General features: G+C 62.5%; 18 protein-coding genes. 9 read left to right on the top strand and 9 right to left on the bottom strand.

Features of this window, described 5'->3' with window-relative positions; translation table 11 throughout:
• Window positions 1-48: 48 nt before the first annotated feature.
• Genes KTQ37_RS04185 through KTQ37_RS04200 form a run of 4 tightly spaced genes read left to right on the top strand, consistent with a single transcriptional unit; the run spans window position 49 to window position 3,216 of the window.
• Window positions 49-834 carry a UDP-2,3-diacylglucosamine diphosphatase gene (locus tag KTQ37_RS04185; protein WP_218629213.1) on the top strand — a complete coding sequence of 262 codons (786 nt, stop codon included), beginning with the start codon at window positions 49-51 and terminating at the stop codon, window positions 832-834.
• A complete protein-coding gene (locus KTQ37_RS04190; protein ID WP_218629214.1) occupies window positions 831-1,943 on the top strand; it encodes a ceramide glucosyltransferase in 1,113 nt (370 codons plus the stop codon). Before KTQ37_RS04185 ends, KTQ37_RS04190 begins: the two co-directional genes overlap by 4 nt.
• On the top strand, window positions 1,940-2,521 hold the full coding sequence (locus KTQ37_RS04195; protein ID WP_218629215.1) for a DedA family protein: 582 nt from the start codon (window positions 1,940-1,942) through the stop codon (window positions 2,519-2,521). The genes KTQ37_RS04190 and KTQ37_RS04195 overlap by 4 nt, the downstream gene beginning before the upstream one ends.
• Window positions 2,518-3,216: a glycosyltransferase family 2 protein gene (locus KTQ37_RS04200; protein ID WP_218629216.1), complete on the top strand. Its 699-nt coding sequence runs from the start codon at window positions 2,518-2,520 to the stop codon at window positions 3,214-3,216. The genes KTQ37_RS04195 and KTQ37_RS04200 overlap by 4 nt, the downstream gene beginning before the upstream one ends.
• A 161-nt stretch (window positions 3,217-3,377) precedes the next feature.
• Here KTQ37_RS04200 and KTQ37_RS16925 read toward each other — a convergent pair whose 3' ends face one another.
• Window positions 3,378-3,692 carry a hypothetical protein gene (locus tag KTQ37_RS16925; protein WP_328799696.1) on the bottom strand — a complete coding sequence of 105 codons (315 nt, stop codon included), beginning with the start codon at window positions 3,690-3,692 and terminating at the stop codon, window positions 3,378-3,380.
• Between KTQ37_RS16925 and KTQ37_RS04205 the strand changes: the two genes are divergently transcribed.
• The 5 genes from KTQ37_RS04205 (at window position 3,621) to KTQ37_RS04225 (ending at window position 8,843) form a co-directional block, all read left to right on the top strand.
• On the top strand, window positions 3,621-4,532 hold the full coding sequence (locus KTQ37_RS04205) for a GDP-mannose 4,6-dehydratase (protein ID WP_311201862.1): 912 nt from the start codon (window positions 3,621-3,623) through the stop codon (window positions 4,530-4,532). The genes KTQ37_RS16925 and KTQ37_RS04205 overlap by 72 nt on opposite strands.
• The gene (gene galE, locus KTQ37_RS04210; protein ID WP_218629218.1) at window positions 4,529-5,524 is read left to right on the top strand and encodes a UDP-glucose 4-epimerase GalE; all 996 of its coding nucleotides are present in this window, start codon (window positions 4,529-4,531) and stop codon (window positions 5,522-5,524) included. Before KTQ37_RS04205 ends, galE begins: the two co-directional genes overlap by 4 nt.
• A 1-nt stretch (window position 5,525) precedes the next feature.
• On the top strand, window positions 5,526-7,379 hold the full coding sequence (locus KTQ37_RS04215; protein WP_218629219.1) for a glycosyltransferase family 2 protein: 1,854 nt from the start codon (window positions 5,526-5,528) through the stop codon (window positions 7,377-7,379).
• Window positions 7,380-7,382: 3 nt separating this feature from the next.
• Window positions 7,383-8,294, top strand: a complete 912-nt coding sequence (locus tag KTQ37_RS04220) for a glycoside hydrolase family 26 protein (RefSeq protein ID WP_218629220.1) — start codon at window positions 7,383-7,385, stop codon at window positions 8,292-8,294.
• Window positions 8,295-8,540: 246 nt separating this feature from the next.
• A complete protein-coding gene (locus KTQ37_RS04225; protein ID WP_218629221.1) occupies window positions 8,541-8,843 on the top strand; it encodes a hypothetical protein in 303 nt (100 codons plus the stop codon).
• Between the two features lie 41 nt (window positions 8,844-8,884).
• Here the strand turns inward: KTQ37_RS04225 and KTQ37_RS04230 are convergent, their stop codons facing one another.
• The 8 genes from KTQ37_RS04230 to KTQ37_RS04265 form a co-directional block, all read right to left on the bottom strand.
• The gene (locus KTQ37_RS04230; RefSeq protein ID WP_218629222.1) at window positions 8,885-9,358 is read right to left on the bottom strand and encodes an A24 family peptidase; all 474 of its coding nucleotides are present in this window, start codon (window positions 9,356-9,358) and stop codon (window positions 8,885-8,887) included.
• A complete protein-coding gene (locus KTQ37_RS04235; protein ID WP_218629223.1) occupies window positions 9,358-10,164 on the bottom strand; it encodes a helix-turn-helix transcriptional regulator in 807 nt (268 codons plus the stop codon). The genes KTQ37_RS04230 and KTQ37_RS04235 overlap by 1 nt, the downstream gene beginning before the upstream one ends.
• Before the next feature lie 253 nt (window positions 10,165-10,417).
• Window positions 10,418-11,413: a type II secretion system F family protein gene (locus KTQ37_RS04240; protein ID WP_218629224.1), complete on the bottom strand. Its 996-nt coding sequence runs from the start codon at window positions 11,411-11,413 to the stop codon at window positions 10,418-10,420.
• Between the two features lie 10 nt (window positions 11,414-11,423).
• Entirely contained in the window at window positions 11,424-12,395 is a 972-nt protein-coding gene (locus tag KTQ37_RS04245; protein WP_218629225.1) for a type II secretion system F family protein, read from the bottom strand.
• Between the two features lie 4 nt (window positions 12,396-12,399).
• The gene (locus KTQ37_RS04250) at window positions 12,400-13,812 is read right to left on the bottom strand and encodes a CpaF family protein (RefSeq protein WP_218629226.1); all 1,413 of its coding nucleotides are present in this window, start codon (window positions 13,810-13,812) and stop codon (window positions 12,400-12,402) included.
• Window positions 13,813-13,825: 13 nt separating this feature from the next.
• Window positions 13,826-15,028: an AAA family ATPase gene (locus tag KTQ37_RS04255; protein WP_218629227.1), complete on the bottom strand. Its 1,203-nt coding sequence runs from the start codon at window positions 15,026-15,028 to the stop codon at window positions 13,826-13,828.
• A 12-nt stretch (window positions 15,029-15,040) separates the two neighbouring features.
• On the bottom strand, window positions 15,041-15,706 hold the full coding sequence (locus KTQ37_RS04260; RefSeq protein ID WP_218629228.1) for a TadE/TadG family type IV pilus assembly protein: 666 nt from the start codon (window positions 15,704-15,706) through the stop codon (window positions 15,041-15,043).
• Window positions 15,703-16,212, bottom strand: a complete 510-nt coding sequence (locus tag KTQ37_RS04265) for a TadE/TadG family type IV pilus assembly protein (protein WP_236021065.1) — start codon at window positions 16,210-16,212, stop codon at window positions 15,703-15,705. The genes KTQ37_RS04260 and KTQ37_RS04265 overlap by 4 nt, the downstream gene beginning before the upstream one ends.

Consider the following 16,212-nt stretch of genomic DNA (forward strand, 5'->3'; position numbering starts at 1 on the left):
GATACAGCAAGTTGCGATAGCTGAGGCTGAATCAGACGGAGCCTCGCCATGCAGCACGCCGCCTCCCCCAAGCTCAGCGCACGCAGCCTGTTCATATCGGATCTGCATCTGGGGGCACGCGGCTCCCGCGCGGCCAGCATCCTCGAGTTCCTGCAGGGCGTCGAGGCGCAGCGGATCTACCTTGTCGGCGATATCCTCGACATCTGGCACCCCGCCGCCGTGCTCTGGAGCGAGACGCATGACGCGATCATCGACTGGTTCGGCGCGCAGGTCGCCGCCGGGCGCGAGGTGATCTATCTCTACGGCAACCACGACCGCGAGATGCGGGTGAACTTCCCCCGCCCGCTGCCCGCTCTGACTGTGGCAGAACGCGTGACCCACGAGGCCGCCGACGGGCGGCGCTACCTCGTGCTGCATGGCGATCAATGCGACATGCGCATCCTGCGCTGGCACCTGATGACGCGGATCGGCAGCCGCTGCGATGCGCTCTTGCGGCGGATCGACCAGTGGCTGCGCCGTCGCCGCAACCTGTCCGAGGGCGAGCGCAGCCTGATCCAGATCGCGCTTGCCGGCATCAATCACCTGCTGGCCATGGGCGACGGGTTCGAGGGCCGCCTGCGCGCCCTGGCACGCGCGGCCAGCCACGACGGCATCATCTGCGGCCATTCCCACAAGCCCGCCCTGCGCGAGGAAGACGGCGTGATCTACGCCAACTGCGGCGATTGGGTAGACAGCATGACCGCCCTGATCGAGGGCGAAGACGGCCGCCTGCAACTGCTGGAATGGTCGCCCGAGGCGATCCCGGCAAGCGACCTGCGGGAGCAACTGGCATGACCTATCTTCTGGCATTCGGTCTGGCACTCACCCTCGGCCTGCACCTGCTGACCGCGCTGCTGGCAGGGCAGCGCTACCGCCGCCCCGCGCCCCCCGAGGCGCCTCCGCTCCTGCCGCCGATCACGCTGATCCGCCCGGTCTGCGGCCTTGACCCTTTCGATGCCGAGACACTGGCCTCGTCCTTCGGGCTCGATTACCCGGCCTATGAGGTGATCTTTTGCGCCGCGCATGAAGATGACCCCGCCGTGCAACTGGTGCGAGACCTGATTGCCGCGCATCCGGGCACCGAGGCGCGCCTTCTGATCGGCGAGGATCGCATCACCGCGAACCCCAAGCTGAATAACCTGCAAAAGAGCATCGCCGCCGCGCGCCATGACTGGCTGGCGATGGCCGACTCGAACCTTCTGCTGCCGCGCACCTATCTGCGCGACCTCGTGGCCGCCTGGCAGGAAGACACCGGCCTTGTCAGCGCGCCCCCGGCCGGCATCCGCCCCGAGAACCTTTGGGGCGCGGTCGAGTGTGCCTTCCTGAACACCTGCCAGGCGCGCTGGCAACTTGCGGCCGACGCCGTGGGGCTCGGGTTCGCGCAGGGCAAGACACTGTTCTGGCGCCGCGACATCCTGATCCGGGGCGGCGGGCTGGAGGCCCTTGGCCGCAACATGGCCGAGGACGTGGCCGCTACGAAATTCATCCGCGAACAGGGGCTGCGAGTGCGATTGCCCCGCGCGCTTTTCGCCCAACCCATCGGCAAGCGCACGGCCAGCACGATCTGGCAGCGCCAGCTGCGCTGGTCCAAGGTGCGCCGCGATGGCTTTGTCCTGCTTTTCGCCGCCGAGATCCTGCAAGGCCCGCTTTTGCCGCTGGCGCTAAGCCTCGCGCTGTGGCTGACGGGCGCGTTGCCCGGCTGGGTGCCCGCCGTGCTGCCGCTGATCTGGTATGGCACCGAGTGGCTCTTGGCGCGCGTGGCGGGCTGGCCCTCGCGCGCGCGCGATCTGCTGGCATTCGTCATCCGCGACGCGATGCTGCCCGCGCTTTGGGTCGTCACCTGGCGGTCGCGCAATTTCGACTGGCGCGGGACCAAGATGGTGCCGAGCGAACACCCGCTATGATCGGACTTGAGACCGTTATCGCGCTGATCTCGAAGCACGGGCTGACGCTTGTCGCGCCGATTGCCGTGATCGAGGGGCCAATCGTTACCGTCATCGCGGCCTGGCTGGCCAGCCAGCACCTGCTGGATCTGTGGCGCGTCACGCTGGTCGTGGTTCTGGCCGATCTGATCGGTGATCTGATCTGGTATGCGCTCGGGCGATGGGGCCTTGCACATCTGCCGCAGGGCGTTCTGCGCCGTCTCGGGCTGCGCCCTGCCCGGCTGGAACTGCTGGCGGGGCAATTCCGCAAGAAGGGCGCACGCATCCTGATCTTCGGGAAATGGACCCATAGCGCGGGGGCCGCCATCCTGATCGCGGCTGGCGTGGCCCGGATGAACACTTGGCGGTTCCTCTGGGTGAATCTGATGGCCTCGATCCCGAAGAGCCTGTTCTTCGTCGCCCTGGGCTACGGTTTCGGCTCCGCCTACGGCCAGATCGAGGGCTGGATCTTCCGCGGCTCGCTCGCCCTGCTTGTCGCCACCTTACTGATCGGCGCGATCTGGCTCAGCCGCCAATGCGCCCGCAAGAGACCTGCATGACCCACGATCCCTTCACGCTGAGCTGTCTGATCCCCGCCTATAACGAAGGGCCGCGCATTGCGCAGGTTCTGGCAGCCGTCGCGAACCATCCGCTGATCGACGAGGTCATCGTGATCGACGATGGCTCCTCGGATGACACGGCCAAGATCGCCGCTGGCTTTGGGGTCCGGGTGCTGACCCAGTCGCCCAATGGCGGCAAGACCCGCGCCGTGGTGGCCGGCATCGCCGCCGCGCGCGGCAGCCATCTGTTGCTGCTCGACGCCGATCTGCTTGGCCTGACGCCAGACGCCCTGAGCGCGTTGATCGAGCCCGTGTGCAGCGGCGCGGTTCAGGCCACGATCAGCCTGCGCGGGAACGCTCCTGCACCCTGGCGGCTGATCGGGCTCGATTACATCTCGGGCGAGAGGGTGCTGCCGCGCCACATACTTGCGGCACAGCTACAGGCTCTGACGGAACTGCCCCGCTTCGGACTTGAGGTATTCATGAACCGGCTGTGGCTGCATCACCGGCTGCGCCTGCGCGTGGTGCGCTGGCCGGAGGTTGCCAGCCCGATGAAGCATTCCAAGCGCGGCTGGCGTGCCGGGATCAGCGCCGACCTGAGGATGATGGCCGACATTTTCGCCACCATCCCCCCGCAGGAGGCGCTGCGGCAGATCCTGCAAATGCGTGCAGCCAGCTCCGAGCTACGCCCCTGAGTCGCAAGAATCGGTAATAACCGCTGCCCATTTTTGCGCCATCAAATCGCCGTATTTTTCACCAACCCTTACGCGCGCGCGAAGCAAATACTATCCTTTTGGATAGGTCTTCGCACATTCCAGCGCATATTTTACCAAGCATTCCATAATATTTATCGACGTTATATGAATAACTTGCGCAGTCTCAAAGCGATACTGAGGAAAGTTGTATATGCTTTTGAAATAGAGGCTTTTTCGGACGTCACCCGGCTTTGACAGAGTGCCGCCGCGCAGAGGCTTCGGTTGAGAGGGTAGTCATGAATAATCTTCCAACCTTCAATCCTGGACCCGGCGCCATTGCTGGGCGCGGCCACATTCTTGTCACAGGTGGCGCGGGATTCATTGGTTCCAATCTTTGCGAACGGCTGGTCAAATCGGGCGAATGTGTTGTCTGCATCGACAATCTCGAGACCGGACGGATGGAAAATATCGCCCATCTGATCGGTCGCCCCGGGTTCAGTTTTTTTCTGCACGACATCGTGCAGCCCTTCGACGTGAAGGGACCGGTGGCGCAGATCTACAATCTCGCCTGCGCGGCCTCGCCGCCGAAATATCAGTTGCACCCGGTGCACACCTTCAAGACCTCGGTAATCGGGGCGATCAACCTGCTTGAGCTTGCCGGGCGCAAGGGTGCGCGCATCCTGCAATCCTCAACCTCCGAGGTTTACGGCGACCCCGACATCAGCCCGCAGCGCGAGGATTACCGCGGCCTGGTGAACACCGTCGGCCCGCGCTCGTGCTACGATGAGGGTAAGCGCGCCAGCGAGACGCTGTTTCACGACTTCCACCTGCGCCGGAACACCGACGTCCGGATCGCGCGCATCTTCAACACTTACGGGCCACGCATGGACCCCGAGGATGGCCGCGTGATCTCGAACTTCTCGGTTCAGGCGCTTTCGGGGCTGCCGCTGACGGTTTACGGCGACGGCAAGCAGACGCGCTCGCTATGCTATATCGACGACATGCTGGACGGGCTGATTGCCCTGATGAACACCGACACCGCAGGCCCCGACCCGGTCAATCTGGGCAACCCCGGCGAATATACGGTGCTGGAAATCGCCGATATGATCCTTGAGATGAGCGGTTCGCCCGCGAGCATCACCTATCGCGACCTGCCGCGCGACGATCCGCATCAGCGCTGCCCCGACATCGGGCGGGCCATCCGGTTGCTGGGTTGGGCGCCCAAGGTCTCGCTGCGCGAGGGGCTTGTGCCCACGCTGGCCTATTTCCGCGAGGAGATCCTGCGCAGCGCCCGCACGAAGGAGCGATCTGCTTGAGCGACGGCCTACCAGGGCGAATCCTTGTCACCGGCGGCGCAGGCTATATCGGCTCTCACTGCTGCAAGGCGCTGCATCAGGCGGGGCGCACGTCCGTTGTCTATGACAACCTGTCGCGCGGCCATGCGGATGCGGTGCGATGGGGGCCGCTGGTCGCGGGCGACATGCGCGACGAGGCATTGCTGACGCAGACCCTGCGCGAGCATCGGATCGAGGCGGTGATCCATTTCGCCGCCCTCGCCTATGTCGGCGAGAGTGTCACGGCGCCGGAAGCCTATTACAGCAACAACGTGGGCGGGATGATCGCGCTTGTGAATGCCATGCGGCAGGCGGGCGTCGGGCAGATCGTCTTTTCGTCCAGCTGCGCGACCTATGGCACGCCCGACACCCTGCCGATCCGAGAGGATGCGCCGCAGCGCCCGATCAACCCCTACGGGCGCACCAAGCTGATCTGCGAATGGTTGCTGCGCGATGCCGCCGCGGCGCATGGGCTGCGCTTTGCCGCGCTGCGCTATTTCAACGCGGCCGGCGCCGACCCCGAGGGCGAGATCGGCGAGCGCCACGACCCCGAGACCCACGTTCTGCCGCTGGCGCTGATGGCAGCCTCCGGCCAGGCCCCGCCCTTGCAGGTCTTTGGCACCGATTACCCGACCGAAGACGGCACCTGCATCCGCGACTACATCCACGTCACCGATCTGGCGCGCGCGCATCTGCTGGCGCTGGAGCATCTGGCGCGCGGAGGCGAGAACCTCGCGCTGAACCTCGGGACAGGCATTGGCGCATCGGTCCGCCAGGTCGTGGCAGCGGTTGAACGCGCGACGGGCCGCAAGGTGCCGCTGACCGAAGCCCCGCGCCGCGCGGGCGACCCGGCCGAGCTGACCGCCGACCCCGCACGCGCCGCCGAAGTGTTGGGATTCACCGCGCAATATCGTGATCTGGAGGAGATCGCCGCCCATGCGGCCCCGTGGTTTGGCCACTCCAGGGACGGCTGAGATGAAACACCAGCCCCTGCCCTCGCATCAGACGCCCACGCAGGAGCGTCCCTTTCTTGCCCCGCTGACAACGGGATGGCGCGCGTTCAAGTATCACCTGATCGCGGGGGGGTGGCTGATCGCGGCGGGGTGGTTCTGGGCATGGTGGCTGCGCCCCGATCATGTGATCGGCGTATGGCGTTTTGCCATCGTGACCGGCGCGATGGCCTGGATCTACGGGATGCAGCTTTATTTCGTGCTGATCTTCCTGCAGGCCCGCCGCAGCGTCGCCCCCAACCCGCAGCCCGGCCAGTGGCGCGTCGCGATGATCGTCACCAAGACCCCGGCCGAGCCCTTCGAGGTGGTACGCCGCACGCTTGAGGCCATGCTGGCGCAGGACTACCCGCATGACACCTGGCTGGCCGACGAGGACCCGGCCTCGGAAACCATCGCCTGGTGCGCGACGCATGGCGTCAAGATCTCGTCGCGCAAGGGGATCGAGGCCTATCACCGCGCCGAGTGGCCCCGCCGCACCCGCTGCAAGGAAGGCAATCTAGCCTACTTCTACGACACATGGGGGTATCGCGATTACGACATCGTCAGCCAGCTTGACGCCGATCACGTCCCCCAGCCGGGCTACCTGCGCGCGATGCTGCGCCCCTTCGCCGACCCTGCGGTGGGGTATGTCTCGGCGCCCTCGATCTGCGGCGCGAATGCTGCGCAAAGCTGGTCGGCGCGCACGCGGCTTTACTCCGAGGCCGCGTTTCACGGCGTCTTTCAGGCGGGCTATACGGGCGTTCTGACGCCCATGTGCATCGGCTCGCATTACGCGGTGCGCACGGCGGCGCTGAAACAGGTCGGTGGCCTTGGCCCGGAACTGGCCGAGGATCACTCGACCACGATGCTGATGGCCTCGGGCGGCTGGCGCGGCGTTCATGCGATCGACGCGATTGCCATGGGCGACGGCCCGGCGAACCTGCCCGATCTGGTTACGCAGGAGTTTCAGTGGTCGCGCAGCCTGCTCAGCCTGCTGCTGCGCTACACGCCGCGATACCTGCGCACCATGCCGCTACGGCTGAAGCTGCTCTTCTTGCTGTGCCAGACGTGGTATGTGTTCTTCGCGATCAGCATGGCGATGATGTATCTGGTGCCGATCATCGCGGTGACCTTCGACATCCGCATCGCGGATGTGACCTACCCGGCGTTTCTGGGGCACTCGCTGCCAGCTGTGCTGGCGATGATCGTTTTCGCCTATTCGATGCGCCGCGACGGGTTCTTCCGCCCGCGCGAGGCCAAGGTGATCGCCTGGGAAAAGGCGCTGTTCGTGACCCTGCAATGGCCCTGGGTGGTCTGGGGCTGCGTGATGGCGGTGCGCGACCGGCTCACCGGCCGTTTCGTCGATTTTCGGATTACCCCAAAGGGCACAGCGGCCTCGGCCCGGCTACCCGGGAAAATCGTGGCCGTCTATGCACTTCTGGCGCTTGGCGCACTTGTTCCGGTGATCGCTGTCGGAGGTGTGACAGAAGCGCGCGGCTTCTATTTGCTCTCTCTCGTCAACACTATGTTATACTTGAGTCTTGTAGCGGTCACGATTGTCCGCCACCTGATCGAAAACCGGATCGACTGGCGCCAGCAACGTCGGGCGATCATGGCCCAGACCGGGACATTGACGGCAATCGCCCTGCTGACCGGAACCGCGCTGTGGATGCGCGGCGAAGAGAGCCTGCAAGCGCTCATCTATGGTTTGTCGCCGGTGGGCGTCACGCAAGCAGAATACGTTGTGTCCGGCGCGGGCATGGGCAAGCCGGGCGAGGTTCGGTTCCGATTCAACCCGGAACTGTGGGAGGCAATTGGCCAGTTCGGCCAGTGGAGGTGAAACATGGAACTCAGAGGACATAGCGGCGGCTTACGCAAAGGCGTGGCATCGGCACTCGCGACAGTGCTGGGTGCCGTATTTACGGCGGCAGCCGTTCACGCTGCCCCGCCCGGCGACGTGCCTTTCGGGGTCTATGACCCGGATGGCGATTTCATCGACGACAAGCAGGTCGTGATCGAGGAGCTTTTCCTGCCCTGGGAAGACGTCTATCTGCCCTCGCTCAACGATGCGGATGCCTATGCGCTCGAACGCAATCGCGCGCTTCTGGTGACGCTGGAGCCCTGGACCTGGTCGCGCAGCGAGCGCAACACCGCGCAATATCTGCGGCGCGGGATTTTCGCGGGTGAATACGATCCCAACATGAAGGCAGTCTGCGATGTGCTTGGCACGCTGAAAAGCCCGGTCACGCTGCGATTCATGCACGAGATGGACGACCGAAGCGGTCAGTTCATCTGGTCGGGCTGGAAGCCGGAGGATTACGTCGCCGCCTACAAGCGGATGGTCGATGTCTGCAAGGCCTCGGCGCCCAACATCACCCTGATGTGGTCGCCGCTCGGCAATGAGGACATGGACGACTACTATCCGGGCGACGATTACGCCGACCTGATCGGCCTGACGGTCTTTGGCCTTCAGGCATGGGATCAGGCCAAGATCGGCCACGACCAGACCTTCGACGAGATCTTCGCCCCGCGCTATGAGCGCGCCTCGAAATACGGCAAGCCCGTCGTTGTCGCGGAACTCGGTTACGTCGGCAAGGAAGGCTACGTGAACGACTGGGACAACTCGGTGCGCAAGACCAAGCCCGAGTATCCGAATCTCGTGGGTGTCGTCTATTTCAACCAGCTAGAGGTTTACCCCTGGCCCGAAGGCTTCGGTCAGCCCGACTGGCGTGTGAAAAACCACATCTTGGAATGACGCACGGGTCAGCCGGCGAGATATTGCCGATCTGAGCCGACGAATCTAAACCCTTGAATGCGCGCGGACAATCCTCCGCGCGCATTGTCATTTTCCCCTGCCACAGTTTCGCCACCCCAAGGCCCCGGTAGCGCCGCGCTTGACCGGTATATTTTTTTTGCCCAAACCGGAGACCTGAAAAAGACTTCTGGTCCTCGCTCCGGCAAAGGCGTTGGCCGTTAGAAACTTCGTGATAGGCAGAGCAAAATGTCGCTAATCAAATCGATGAAGCAGGCCAGCCTGGCTGCACTGGTCTCGGCTGGTATGTTAGCACTCATGCCCGCCCAATCCGCTCAGGCGGAGCAGGCTGGCGTGATCGCCGTTCCCACCGTCAAGTTCGTGGCAAAATCGGTTGCGGGCAAAGGCAGCGCCAAGTTCGACTGGCTTGCCAAGCGCAATCCGCGCCCCGAGAAGTCGGTTCTGGCCGCCTACAATGCGCCGATCGGCTCGGGCAGCTGGATCTGCTCGCCCGCGGGCTTTGGTAAGAAATCGCAGTGCTACGCGCGCTGAGCACCTGAAAATGCCGTTGGCCCGGCGTCTCGACGCCGGGGTCAGGCGGTGACCATCAGGACGAGCGGCAGCAAGATACCCGCCAGCGCGATGGATATGCCCATCGGCAGCTTGCCCTTGGCCCGGCTGCTGACCCAATCCAACTTGCGGCTGAGCGGTGAAGCCTGCAGGGCTACGATAAAGACGATCCCGACCAGCAGCGAGAAGCTGAAGATATAGCCAAACGGTATCAGCGCGGTCGACGGCACGAACAGCATCAGCGCCGCCAGAAGTTTGACGTCCCCCCCACCGAACATCTTCGCGACAAACAGCGCAAAGCCGATCGCAAAGACGATCGCGGCGGCCGCGACGCGCATCCCGATCTCATGCCAAGTCAACAAGGGCGCGGTTACGACGAACAAAGCCAGTGCGATCAGCACCAGCTTGTTCGGAATCCGCATGATCCGAAGGTCGCTGACGCCCGCTGCAACAAGGACAGGCGACAACAGCAGTATTGGCAGTAATCCGGCGTTCATCAGGCCACTTTGCTGGAACCTGACCCAGAATCTCCGAACGGCGCGGCCGTGACAAGCGAATAAAGCAGCTCGGCCAGATTATGCGTGCCGGTTTTGGCATAGAGGTTTGATAGATGGGTGCGCAGGGTCGAGTCGCTGATATGCAGCTCTTCCTTGACGGCATCGGTCGAACGACCGCGGCTGAGCAACAGGCAGACGCGATACTCGGCCCGGCTAAGACGCGCCGGGTTCTCAACACTGAGGATCGGCGGCCCAGGCTGCACCGAGGCCCGCGCCTCTTCCACGCGCAGAAGCGCCTCGGTAAAGAGGCCCCGCGCACGGTTGCGCCAGGTGCGCGTCAGCGTCTCGCCCAGCATGTTCAGCAAGGCTTGCTGGTAATTGCGCGGACGATCGAGGAAGTGGATCTCAAGCGTGTCGATGGTGCGCTCGCCGACCTCAAGCGGGATGACAACCAACTCGCTCAGATGGCGGCGGGAATGGAAGGTCATCAGGTCTTGCGAGATGCTGTCCTCGACCATCGACTTGAACCAGATGGTGCCCGCCCGCGCACGATCGAAATAGTCGCGCAACACGCTACGCGCGTAGGAGTGATCGAGTCGCGCACCCATCGCATCCGCCGCGCGGCGATCAAACGCGATCACACGCGGCGCAACGCTGCTGTCTTTCGGGCTTCGCGAGATTGCAATAGCCTCGGCATCGAGGCTGACAGCCAGAATCTCAAGCGTTTTGAGAATCGGTTCCTTGCCATGCAGGCACTCGCACCACTGCGCAATCGCGCCAATCATGCCCGCTTCGATAACACGCATTTTGTCTGAGCCCGTACGGCTTGCTCTAAGAGCGTCCATGGCCTCTCCCAACAACTGGCTAAATCAACACTGAACAATAAATATACACCCAGAGTCATCCATTAGCCTAACGTCTGTCAACTAAACAGACTGTTGCCAAGAATAACCTAAAGAAAAAATGGGGTTACTGGTGTCAGCTTACCACAGGGGTGACCGTCGCGCGGCGGGGAATTTTCGAGGGCATTCTCCCTTTCTGCTGACCGCTTCAGCGCGCTCAGAAGTTCCTGATAAACCGAATCACGACCGGTCCGATCGAGAGCATGATCAGCGCCGGGAGCATGAACGACGCCATGACAGCGGACATCTTCACCGGAAGCTTGTTCGCCATTTCCTGCGCACGCAGCTCACGCTGCTGACGAAGGTCTTCCGAATAGGTCGTCAATGCCTGCGCCATGCTCGTGCCGAACTGCATGGACTGCGCCACGACATTCGCAAAGGAGCGGACCGATTCCACGCCAACCCGATTGGCCATGTCGATCATGGCCTCCTCGCGCGAGCGCCCCGCCTGAATCTGGCGCTGAACGGTAAGGAACTCATAAGCAATCTCGGGCGTGCTATGCGCCAGCTCGTTGCCAACCCGGGTCATTGCCGCGTCAAATCCCATGCCAGCCTCAATCGAAATCTGCAGCAAATCCAAGGCGTTCGGGAAGCCCTCTTCGATTTTGCGCTGGCGTGCGTTTACGCGGTAATTGAGCCAGTAGTTCGGTGCAAAGAAGCCCCCGAGGAGCAGCAAGGTTATGTATTGGTAGACTTTCAACGACGTCATGCCGCTGAAGGTCGGGGACAGGTTGAAAGGCAGACTGACATTCGGGATACGCGACGCAACGATCAGCAACAGCAGAATGCCCGGCAGGACAACCGCGAGCGTAACCCGCGCCAGCATGAAGTTGCGAAGCGCGTGAGGACCGTAGACTCCACCCTGTTCAAGGCGACGCTGCAGCTCCCCCTTCTTGCTGCCGTCGGCGGAAATGATCGCCTGCATGAAGCCGCCGGGGTCCACGTTTGCCGACTTGAGCAAACCCATATCGAACCGCTCATGCCGACGATCCCCCGCGACCGCAGCCAACCGTTCCGAGACATGATCGTCCTGGAAAAAGATCGCGTAGACCCCCCAGATGAGGAGGAGCATCCCGACCCCGATCCCGAGCGCAATGATCAGGTCAGGAGAAAGGTCGTAGCGTACCGCGAATTTCTCGATCTGCTCCAACATAGCGGCCTCCTCAGATTCTGAAATCGACGAGCTTGCGTAGAATCAGCCCGTTCAGGATGACAAGCATGACGATCGCGCCCATCATCGGCTGAAAGATCGGATCTTCCCTCACGCCGTCGTAATAGCTCGGGGTTGCGATATTGACGAACGCGTACATCGCGATCGGAACGCAGGTCAGGAAGTAGGCGGATGCCCGCCCCTCCGACGAGATCGCCCGAATACGGCGGCGCATGGTGATCCGACCACGGATAACGGAGGCCAGCACCTCAAGCACACGCGCGAGATCCCCCCCGGTGCCATGCTGAATACCGATACTCGCCGCGAGGTAATAGGCGTCTTCCAGATCGACACGCTCGGCGAATTCGTGAAAGGCGTCAGGAAGATCGTCGCCGTAGCTCACCTGGTCATGGATGATCCCGAACTCAGTCCCGATGGGGTCGTTCATCTGACGCGCAACCGTCCCGATGGAGGTGCTGAGCGGATGGCCCACCTTCAAGGCGCGGGACATCATGTCGAGCGCATCGGGCAACTGCATCAACAGGGCCTTGTCCTGCCGCGAAATCTTCAGGCGCACCGCGAACATGGGAATGAACACGCCGATTGCCATACCGAGGACCACCGCGAGCACCGGTGCTACGAACTGCAGCAGCGATATCGCGATGAGCGACCCCAAGCCCAGGCACAACACCAGGAAGGTTTCCGGGCGCATGGATATGGCGGCCCTGCGCAGATCTTGGGGAAGGGAGCCGAACACAGGCACCTTTGACAAGAACCCCACCCGCGGCGGCGGGCGAAGAATCGCGAGCCGCTCCTCGGTCGATTGACCTGCGGCGACTAGCTTCATCCGACGGCTGCGCGCCTCGGTGCTGTTCTCACCCCGGCTCATCAGGTTGGACATCGCACTGAACACCAGCAGGACGCCAACACCGATCCCGAGGTAGATCAGATAGATCGCGTTCTGATTTTGGAACAGGTTTTCCATGGCATCAGCCTCTCGGGACCATGAAGTCAGAGGGCGAAACCGGAATGCCTGCTGCGATCAGCTCGTCGGCGCAGCGCGGACGGATACCGGTGGGGATGAACTCGCCAATGATCGTGCCGTCCTCAGTCTTGCCCTTTTTGCGGAACACGAAGATGTCCTGAAGCGTGATCACGTCGCCTTCGAGGCCGGTGATTTCCGAGATGCTGACAACGCGGCGGCGACCATCCGAAAGGCGGGTGAGCTGCACGATGATGTGCAGGCCGGCGGCAATCTGCGCGCGGATCGCGCTCAGCGGCATTTCCATGCCCATCATCGACACCATCTGCTCGACCCGACTGATCGCATCGCGCGCCGAGTTGGCGTGGACCGTGGTCATCGAACCGTCATGGCCCGTGTTCATCGCCTGGAGCATGTCGAACGCCTCGGCGCCACGCACCTCGCCGACGATGATACGGTCGGGACGCATCCGCAGCGCGTTGCGCACGAGGTCGCGTTGGTGAACAGCACCCTGCCCGTTCGGGTTCGGCGGACGGGTTTCGAGACGCACGACGTGATCCTGCATCAGTTGCAGTTCCGCCGCGTCCTCGATCGTCACGACGCGCGACTTGTGATCGATGAAGGCCGAAATGGCGTTCAGCATCGTGGTCTTGCCCGAGCCCGTGCCGCCCGAGATCAGGATGTTCATGCGCGCTTCGACCAATGCCTTAAGGAATTTGGCGGCCTGATCGTTCAGCGCACCGCTTTGCACCAGACGCTCCAGCGTCAGCGGATTGCGCGAGAATTTCCGGATCGAAACGCTCGGGCCGTCGATGGCGCAGGGGCGAATGATGGCGTTGACACGGCTGCCATCTTCCAGACGGGCGTCCACCCAGGGGTTGCTCTCATCGACCCGGCGACCGATGCGCGAGACGATCTTGTCGATGATCCGCAGCAGGTGGCGCTCGTCGCGAAAACGGACCGGGGCCTTTTCAAGCACGCCGTAGCGTTCCACATAGACGTTGGTATGCCCGTTCACGAGAATATCGTTGATCGTCGGGTCGGCGATCAGCGGCTCCAGCGGCCCGAGGCCGAGCACCTCGTCGAGCAGCTCATCGACCAGCTTCTTGAACTGATCCGTGCGCAGCGGCGTATTGCTGTCGCGCAGCTCCTCGGTCACCAGCGCGGCAACCTCGCGGCGCAGCTCCTCCGGAACCACCTTGTCGAGAACGGCCAGGTTCAACCGGTCCAGAAGCGCGTCATGCAGGCGGCTCTTGAGTTCGAGCGACTTGATCAGTTCCGCATCCTCGGGTGTCACCACCGGAGTGAATGCCTCGACCGGTTTGGCAGCAACGGCAGCCGAGCCATCCGCTTTCGCGAAGGGGACGATCTTGTCATCAACGGCCGATTTCTTGCCGCGATCCGTGAAATTCTTGAACATTGTCTTCCCCCTGTTAATTCGTCGTGGCGGCGGATTTTCCCGCGCCTGCCTCGGCAATGAGGTCAAAAGCTACACGCCCGATGGCCTTGCACAGGCCGGAACGCGACGAAATGGCAGATAGCGGTCTACCCCGGTCGGCCGCCTCACTCGCGGTGCGACGGTCGTAGGGCAGCCAGTGCCGGAATTTCCGCTCCAACGCCTTGGCAGCCTCGACGTGGTGACGGTTCATGACGATCGGCTTCTTCTCCTGGCTGATGATCACCTCGATAGGCAGGCTGAGGTTCTCTTCACGATAGAAATCGATCAGGCGGCGGGCCTGCTGGATGCAGGGGACAGAGGTATCGGCGACCAGGTACATCCGGTCGCTCGCGTCGAGGACCGGAGAGATCCACTCGACCATGGCGCGCGGCAGATCGACGATGACATAGTCAAACCGCGACCGCAGGCGCTCGATCAGCACCTGGATCTGATGCGGCCGAAGCGCGTTCAACGGCGCAAAGCCAAGCGGCGCCGCAAAAACAAAGATGCCCGTGCTGGTTTCCTGAAGCGCCTGCTGGATGAAGGTCTCATCCGGATCGGTGTCTTCCTTCACCATCTGAATGAGCGCCTGGCTCGGCTCAACATCCAGGAAACCGGCGACGGTGCCGAATTGCAGGTCAAGATCAACCACGACGACATCATGCGGATCATGCCGGCGGAACAGGCCCTTCTGACCGCGCAGCTGGTCGGCCAGATTCACGGCAAGAGTCGTCGCGCCAATCCCGCCACGGGCTTTGGCGACCGTGATCACCTTGCCCTGGCGGATTGCCGGGCCAGCGAGGGCGAGCCCGCGACCGATCGTCAGCTTGCGCACCTGATCGTCGAGCTCTTCGGCCGAGACGCTCTCGGGAAGAACCTCGGCCACGCCCGCATTCGTCAGCTTGCGGATATTCGAAAGGGTGACGTCCTCGCCGCTCAGGGCAAGCAGCCGTGCGGTGCCGCCAGCCTGCTGAATGACCTTCAGCGCCTTGAGATCTTCGTCCGTGTCGTCCTGAGTCCGAAAGATGATAAGATCACTTGCAAGCGCCATCTTTTGCGCCTGCCCGTTCAGCTCAGACATCGTCGCGGCGCATTGCTCGACACTGACGCCGGGGAGTTCCGAAAGCATCTTGCTCAGCGAGGCGCTCAGCGCTTCGTCTTTTGCGACAAGGACAATGGATTTACTTGTGAGTGCCATCTTGTCCCTCATTTAACCTTCGTTACCGTGATTGAGATCTTCCGCCGGAAGCGAGACGCTCATGCTCGGGAACCGAATGCCGGGTTCGGGATCGTCGGTTCCGCCCTCGAGGCTTGAAGTGCCGGTTCCCATTGCAAGTTCGGCCAGCTTCCCCAAAGGCGTGATGAAGTTGAACCTGACGTTCTGAAGCTCCACCGTGACGATCGGGACGGCCGGACCACCAAGAAAACCAAGCTCTTCGTCGAAAGTGTAGGCAAAACGCACGTTCTGCGGGGTCGAGCCATTCGGAAGCACGGCGTCCAGACGCGGCCAGATTTCCGCGACCGTCGGGTTCGCTGTGTCACCAGCGCAGGAAATCGTGCCATAGTTGGCGCAGAGCCCAGTGATCAAGGCCTGTTTGCAGTCGGCGCCATAGCTGTAATTCGTGCCGGGATAGGTTCCCCGAACATTGGTTTCGGGAACACCGACACAGGCGGGCGGCCGGACAGCCGCGATTCGGGCCGCGATGTGAATGGCGCGCTCCGAGTTGACATAGTGAAACGCGTAGCGGCCATAATCGATCAACCCGAAGAGGATCAGCAGGAAGAGCGCGAGAACCATCGCAAGCTCGACAAGGCTCGCGCCCTTCTCATCCCGAAGGAATGCCCGAAAGCCGCTATTTTCGCGAAACACGCTCATATTCCATACACCCTGCTTTGATCGACCACGGTCGTGTTCAAGGTGTCCAGAGAGCCACCGATAAGTTTGAAAACGTCATCAAAGAGAAACGTCAGTGTCATCGAGGCAGTCACCTGCACGATCGCGGGCGGATAGCCTGCGAAGGTTCCCGTTGGGCAGGTGACCGTTGAGCTAACGGTGTTAATGGTCGCCCCGGACGGGAACAGCACGTTATCGAACTGCGACTTTTCGACGATGTTCTTCAGCTCCGCGTCGTAGGTCGCGATTTTCGACTGCGCGCTCCCGGTATCAACACAGATATTGGCAGGGGCGACCCGCGCCACATAACGCGCGGCATCCCTGACACCCGAAGAAACTGCCTGGTACGTCCGCATCATGCGCGCACCTTCGATGATCACGGCGAAGACCAACAGCATCATCGGCAGGACAATGGCGAACTCCACAAGCTGTGCTCCGTCTTCGCCTTTGCCAAAGCTGCTCAGTTTTCCACGGAATTTCGAACTCAT

Source organism: Sedimentimonas flavescens, assembly GCF_019264375.1.
Lineage (GTDB): Bacteria > Pseudomonadota > Alphaproteobacteria > Rhodobacterales > Rhodobacteraceae > Rhodobacter > Rhodobacter flavescens.

Coding starts and splice junctions, on each gene's coding strand:
- KTQ37_RS04240 (WP_218629224.1), bottom strand. CDS start 11,413: ATGTTGGAGCAGATCGAGAAATTCGCGGTACGCTACGACCTTTCTCCT.
- KTQ37_RS04220 (WP_218629220.1), top strand. CDS start 7,383: ATGGAACTCAGAGGACATAGCGGCGGCTTACGCAAAGGCGTGGCATCG.
- KTQ37_RS04195 (WP_218629215.1), top strand. CDS start 1,940: ATGATCGGACTTGAGACCGTTATCGCGCTGATCTCGAAGCACGGGCTG.
- KTQ37_RS04215 (WP_218629219.1), top strand. CDS start 5,526: ATGAAACACCAGCCCCTGCCCTCGCATCAGACGCCCACGCAGGAGCGT.
- KTQ37_RS04265 (WP_236021065.1), bottom strand. CDS start 16,212: ATGAGTTCGAAATTCCGTGGAAAACTGAGCAGCTTTGGCAAAGGCGAA.
- KTQ37_RS04185 (WP_218629213.1), top strand. CDS start 49: ATGCAGCACGCCGCCTCCCCCAAGCTCAGCGCACGCAGCCTGTTCATA.
- KTQ37_RS16925 (WP_328799696.1), bottom strand. CDS start 3,692: ATGGGCGATATTTTCCATCCGTCCGGTCTCGAGATTGTCGATGCAGAC.
- KTQ37_RS04255 (WP_218629227.1), bottom strand. CDS start 15,028: ATGGCACTCACAAGTAAATCCATTGTCCTTGTCGCAAAAGACGAAGCG.
- KTQ37_RS04250 (WP_218629226.1), bottom strand. CDS start 13,812: ATGTTCAAGAATTTCACGGATCGCGGCAAGAAATCGGCCGTTGATGAC.
- KTQ37_RS04200 (WP_218629216.1), top strand. CDS start 2,518: ATGACCCACGATCCCTTCACGCTGAGCTGTCTGATCCCCGCCTATAAC.
- KTQ37_RS04235 (WP_218629223.1), bottom strand. CDS start 10,164: ATGCGTGTTATCGAAGCGGGCATGATTGGCGCGATTGCGCAGTGGTGC.
- KTQ37_RS04245 (WP_218629225.1), bottom strand. CDS start 12,395: ATGGAAAACCTGTTCCAAAATCAGAACGCGATCTATCTGATCTACCTC.
- KTQ37_RS04230 (WP_218629222.1), bottom strand. CDS start 9,358: ATGAACGCCGGATTACTGCCAATACTGCTGTTGTCGCCTGTCCTTGTT.
- KTQ37_RS04190 (WP_218629214.1), top strand. CDS start 831: ATGACCTATCTTCTGGCATTCGGTCTGGCACTCACCCTCGGCCTGCAC.
- KTQ37_RS04260 (WP_218629228.1), bottom strand. CDS start 15,706: ATGAGCGTGTTTCGCGAAAATAGCGGCTTTCGGGCATTCCTTCGGGAT.
- KTQ37_RS04225 (WP_218629221.1), top strand. CDS start 8,541: ATGTCGCTAATCAAATCGATGAAGCAGGCCAGCCTGGCTGCACTGGTC.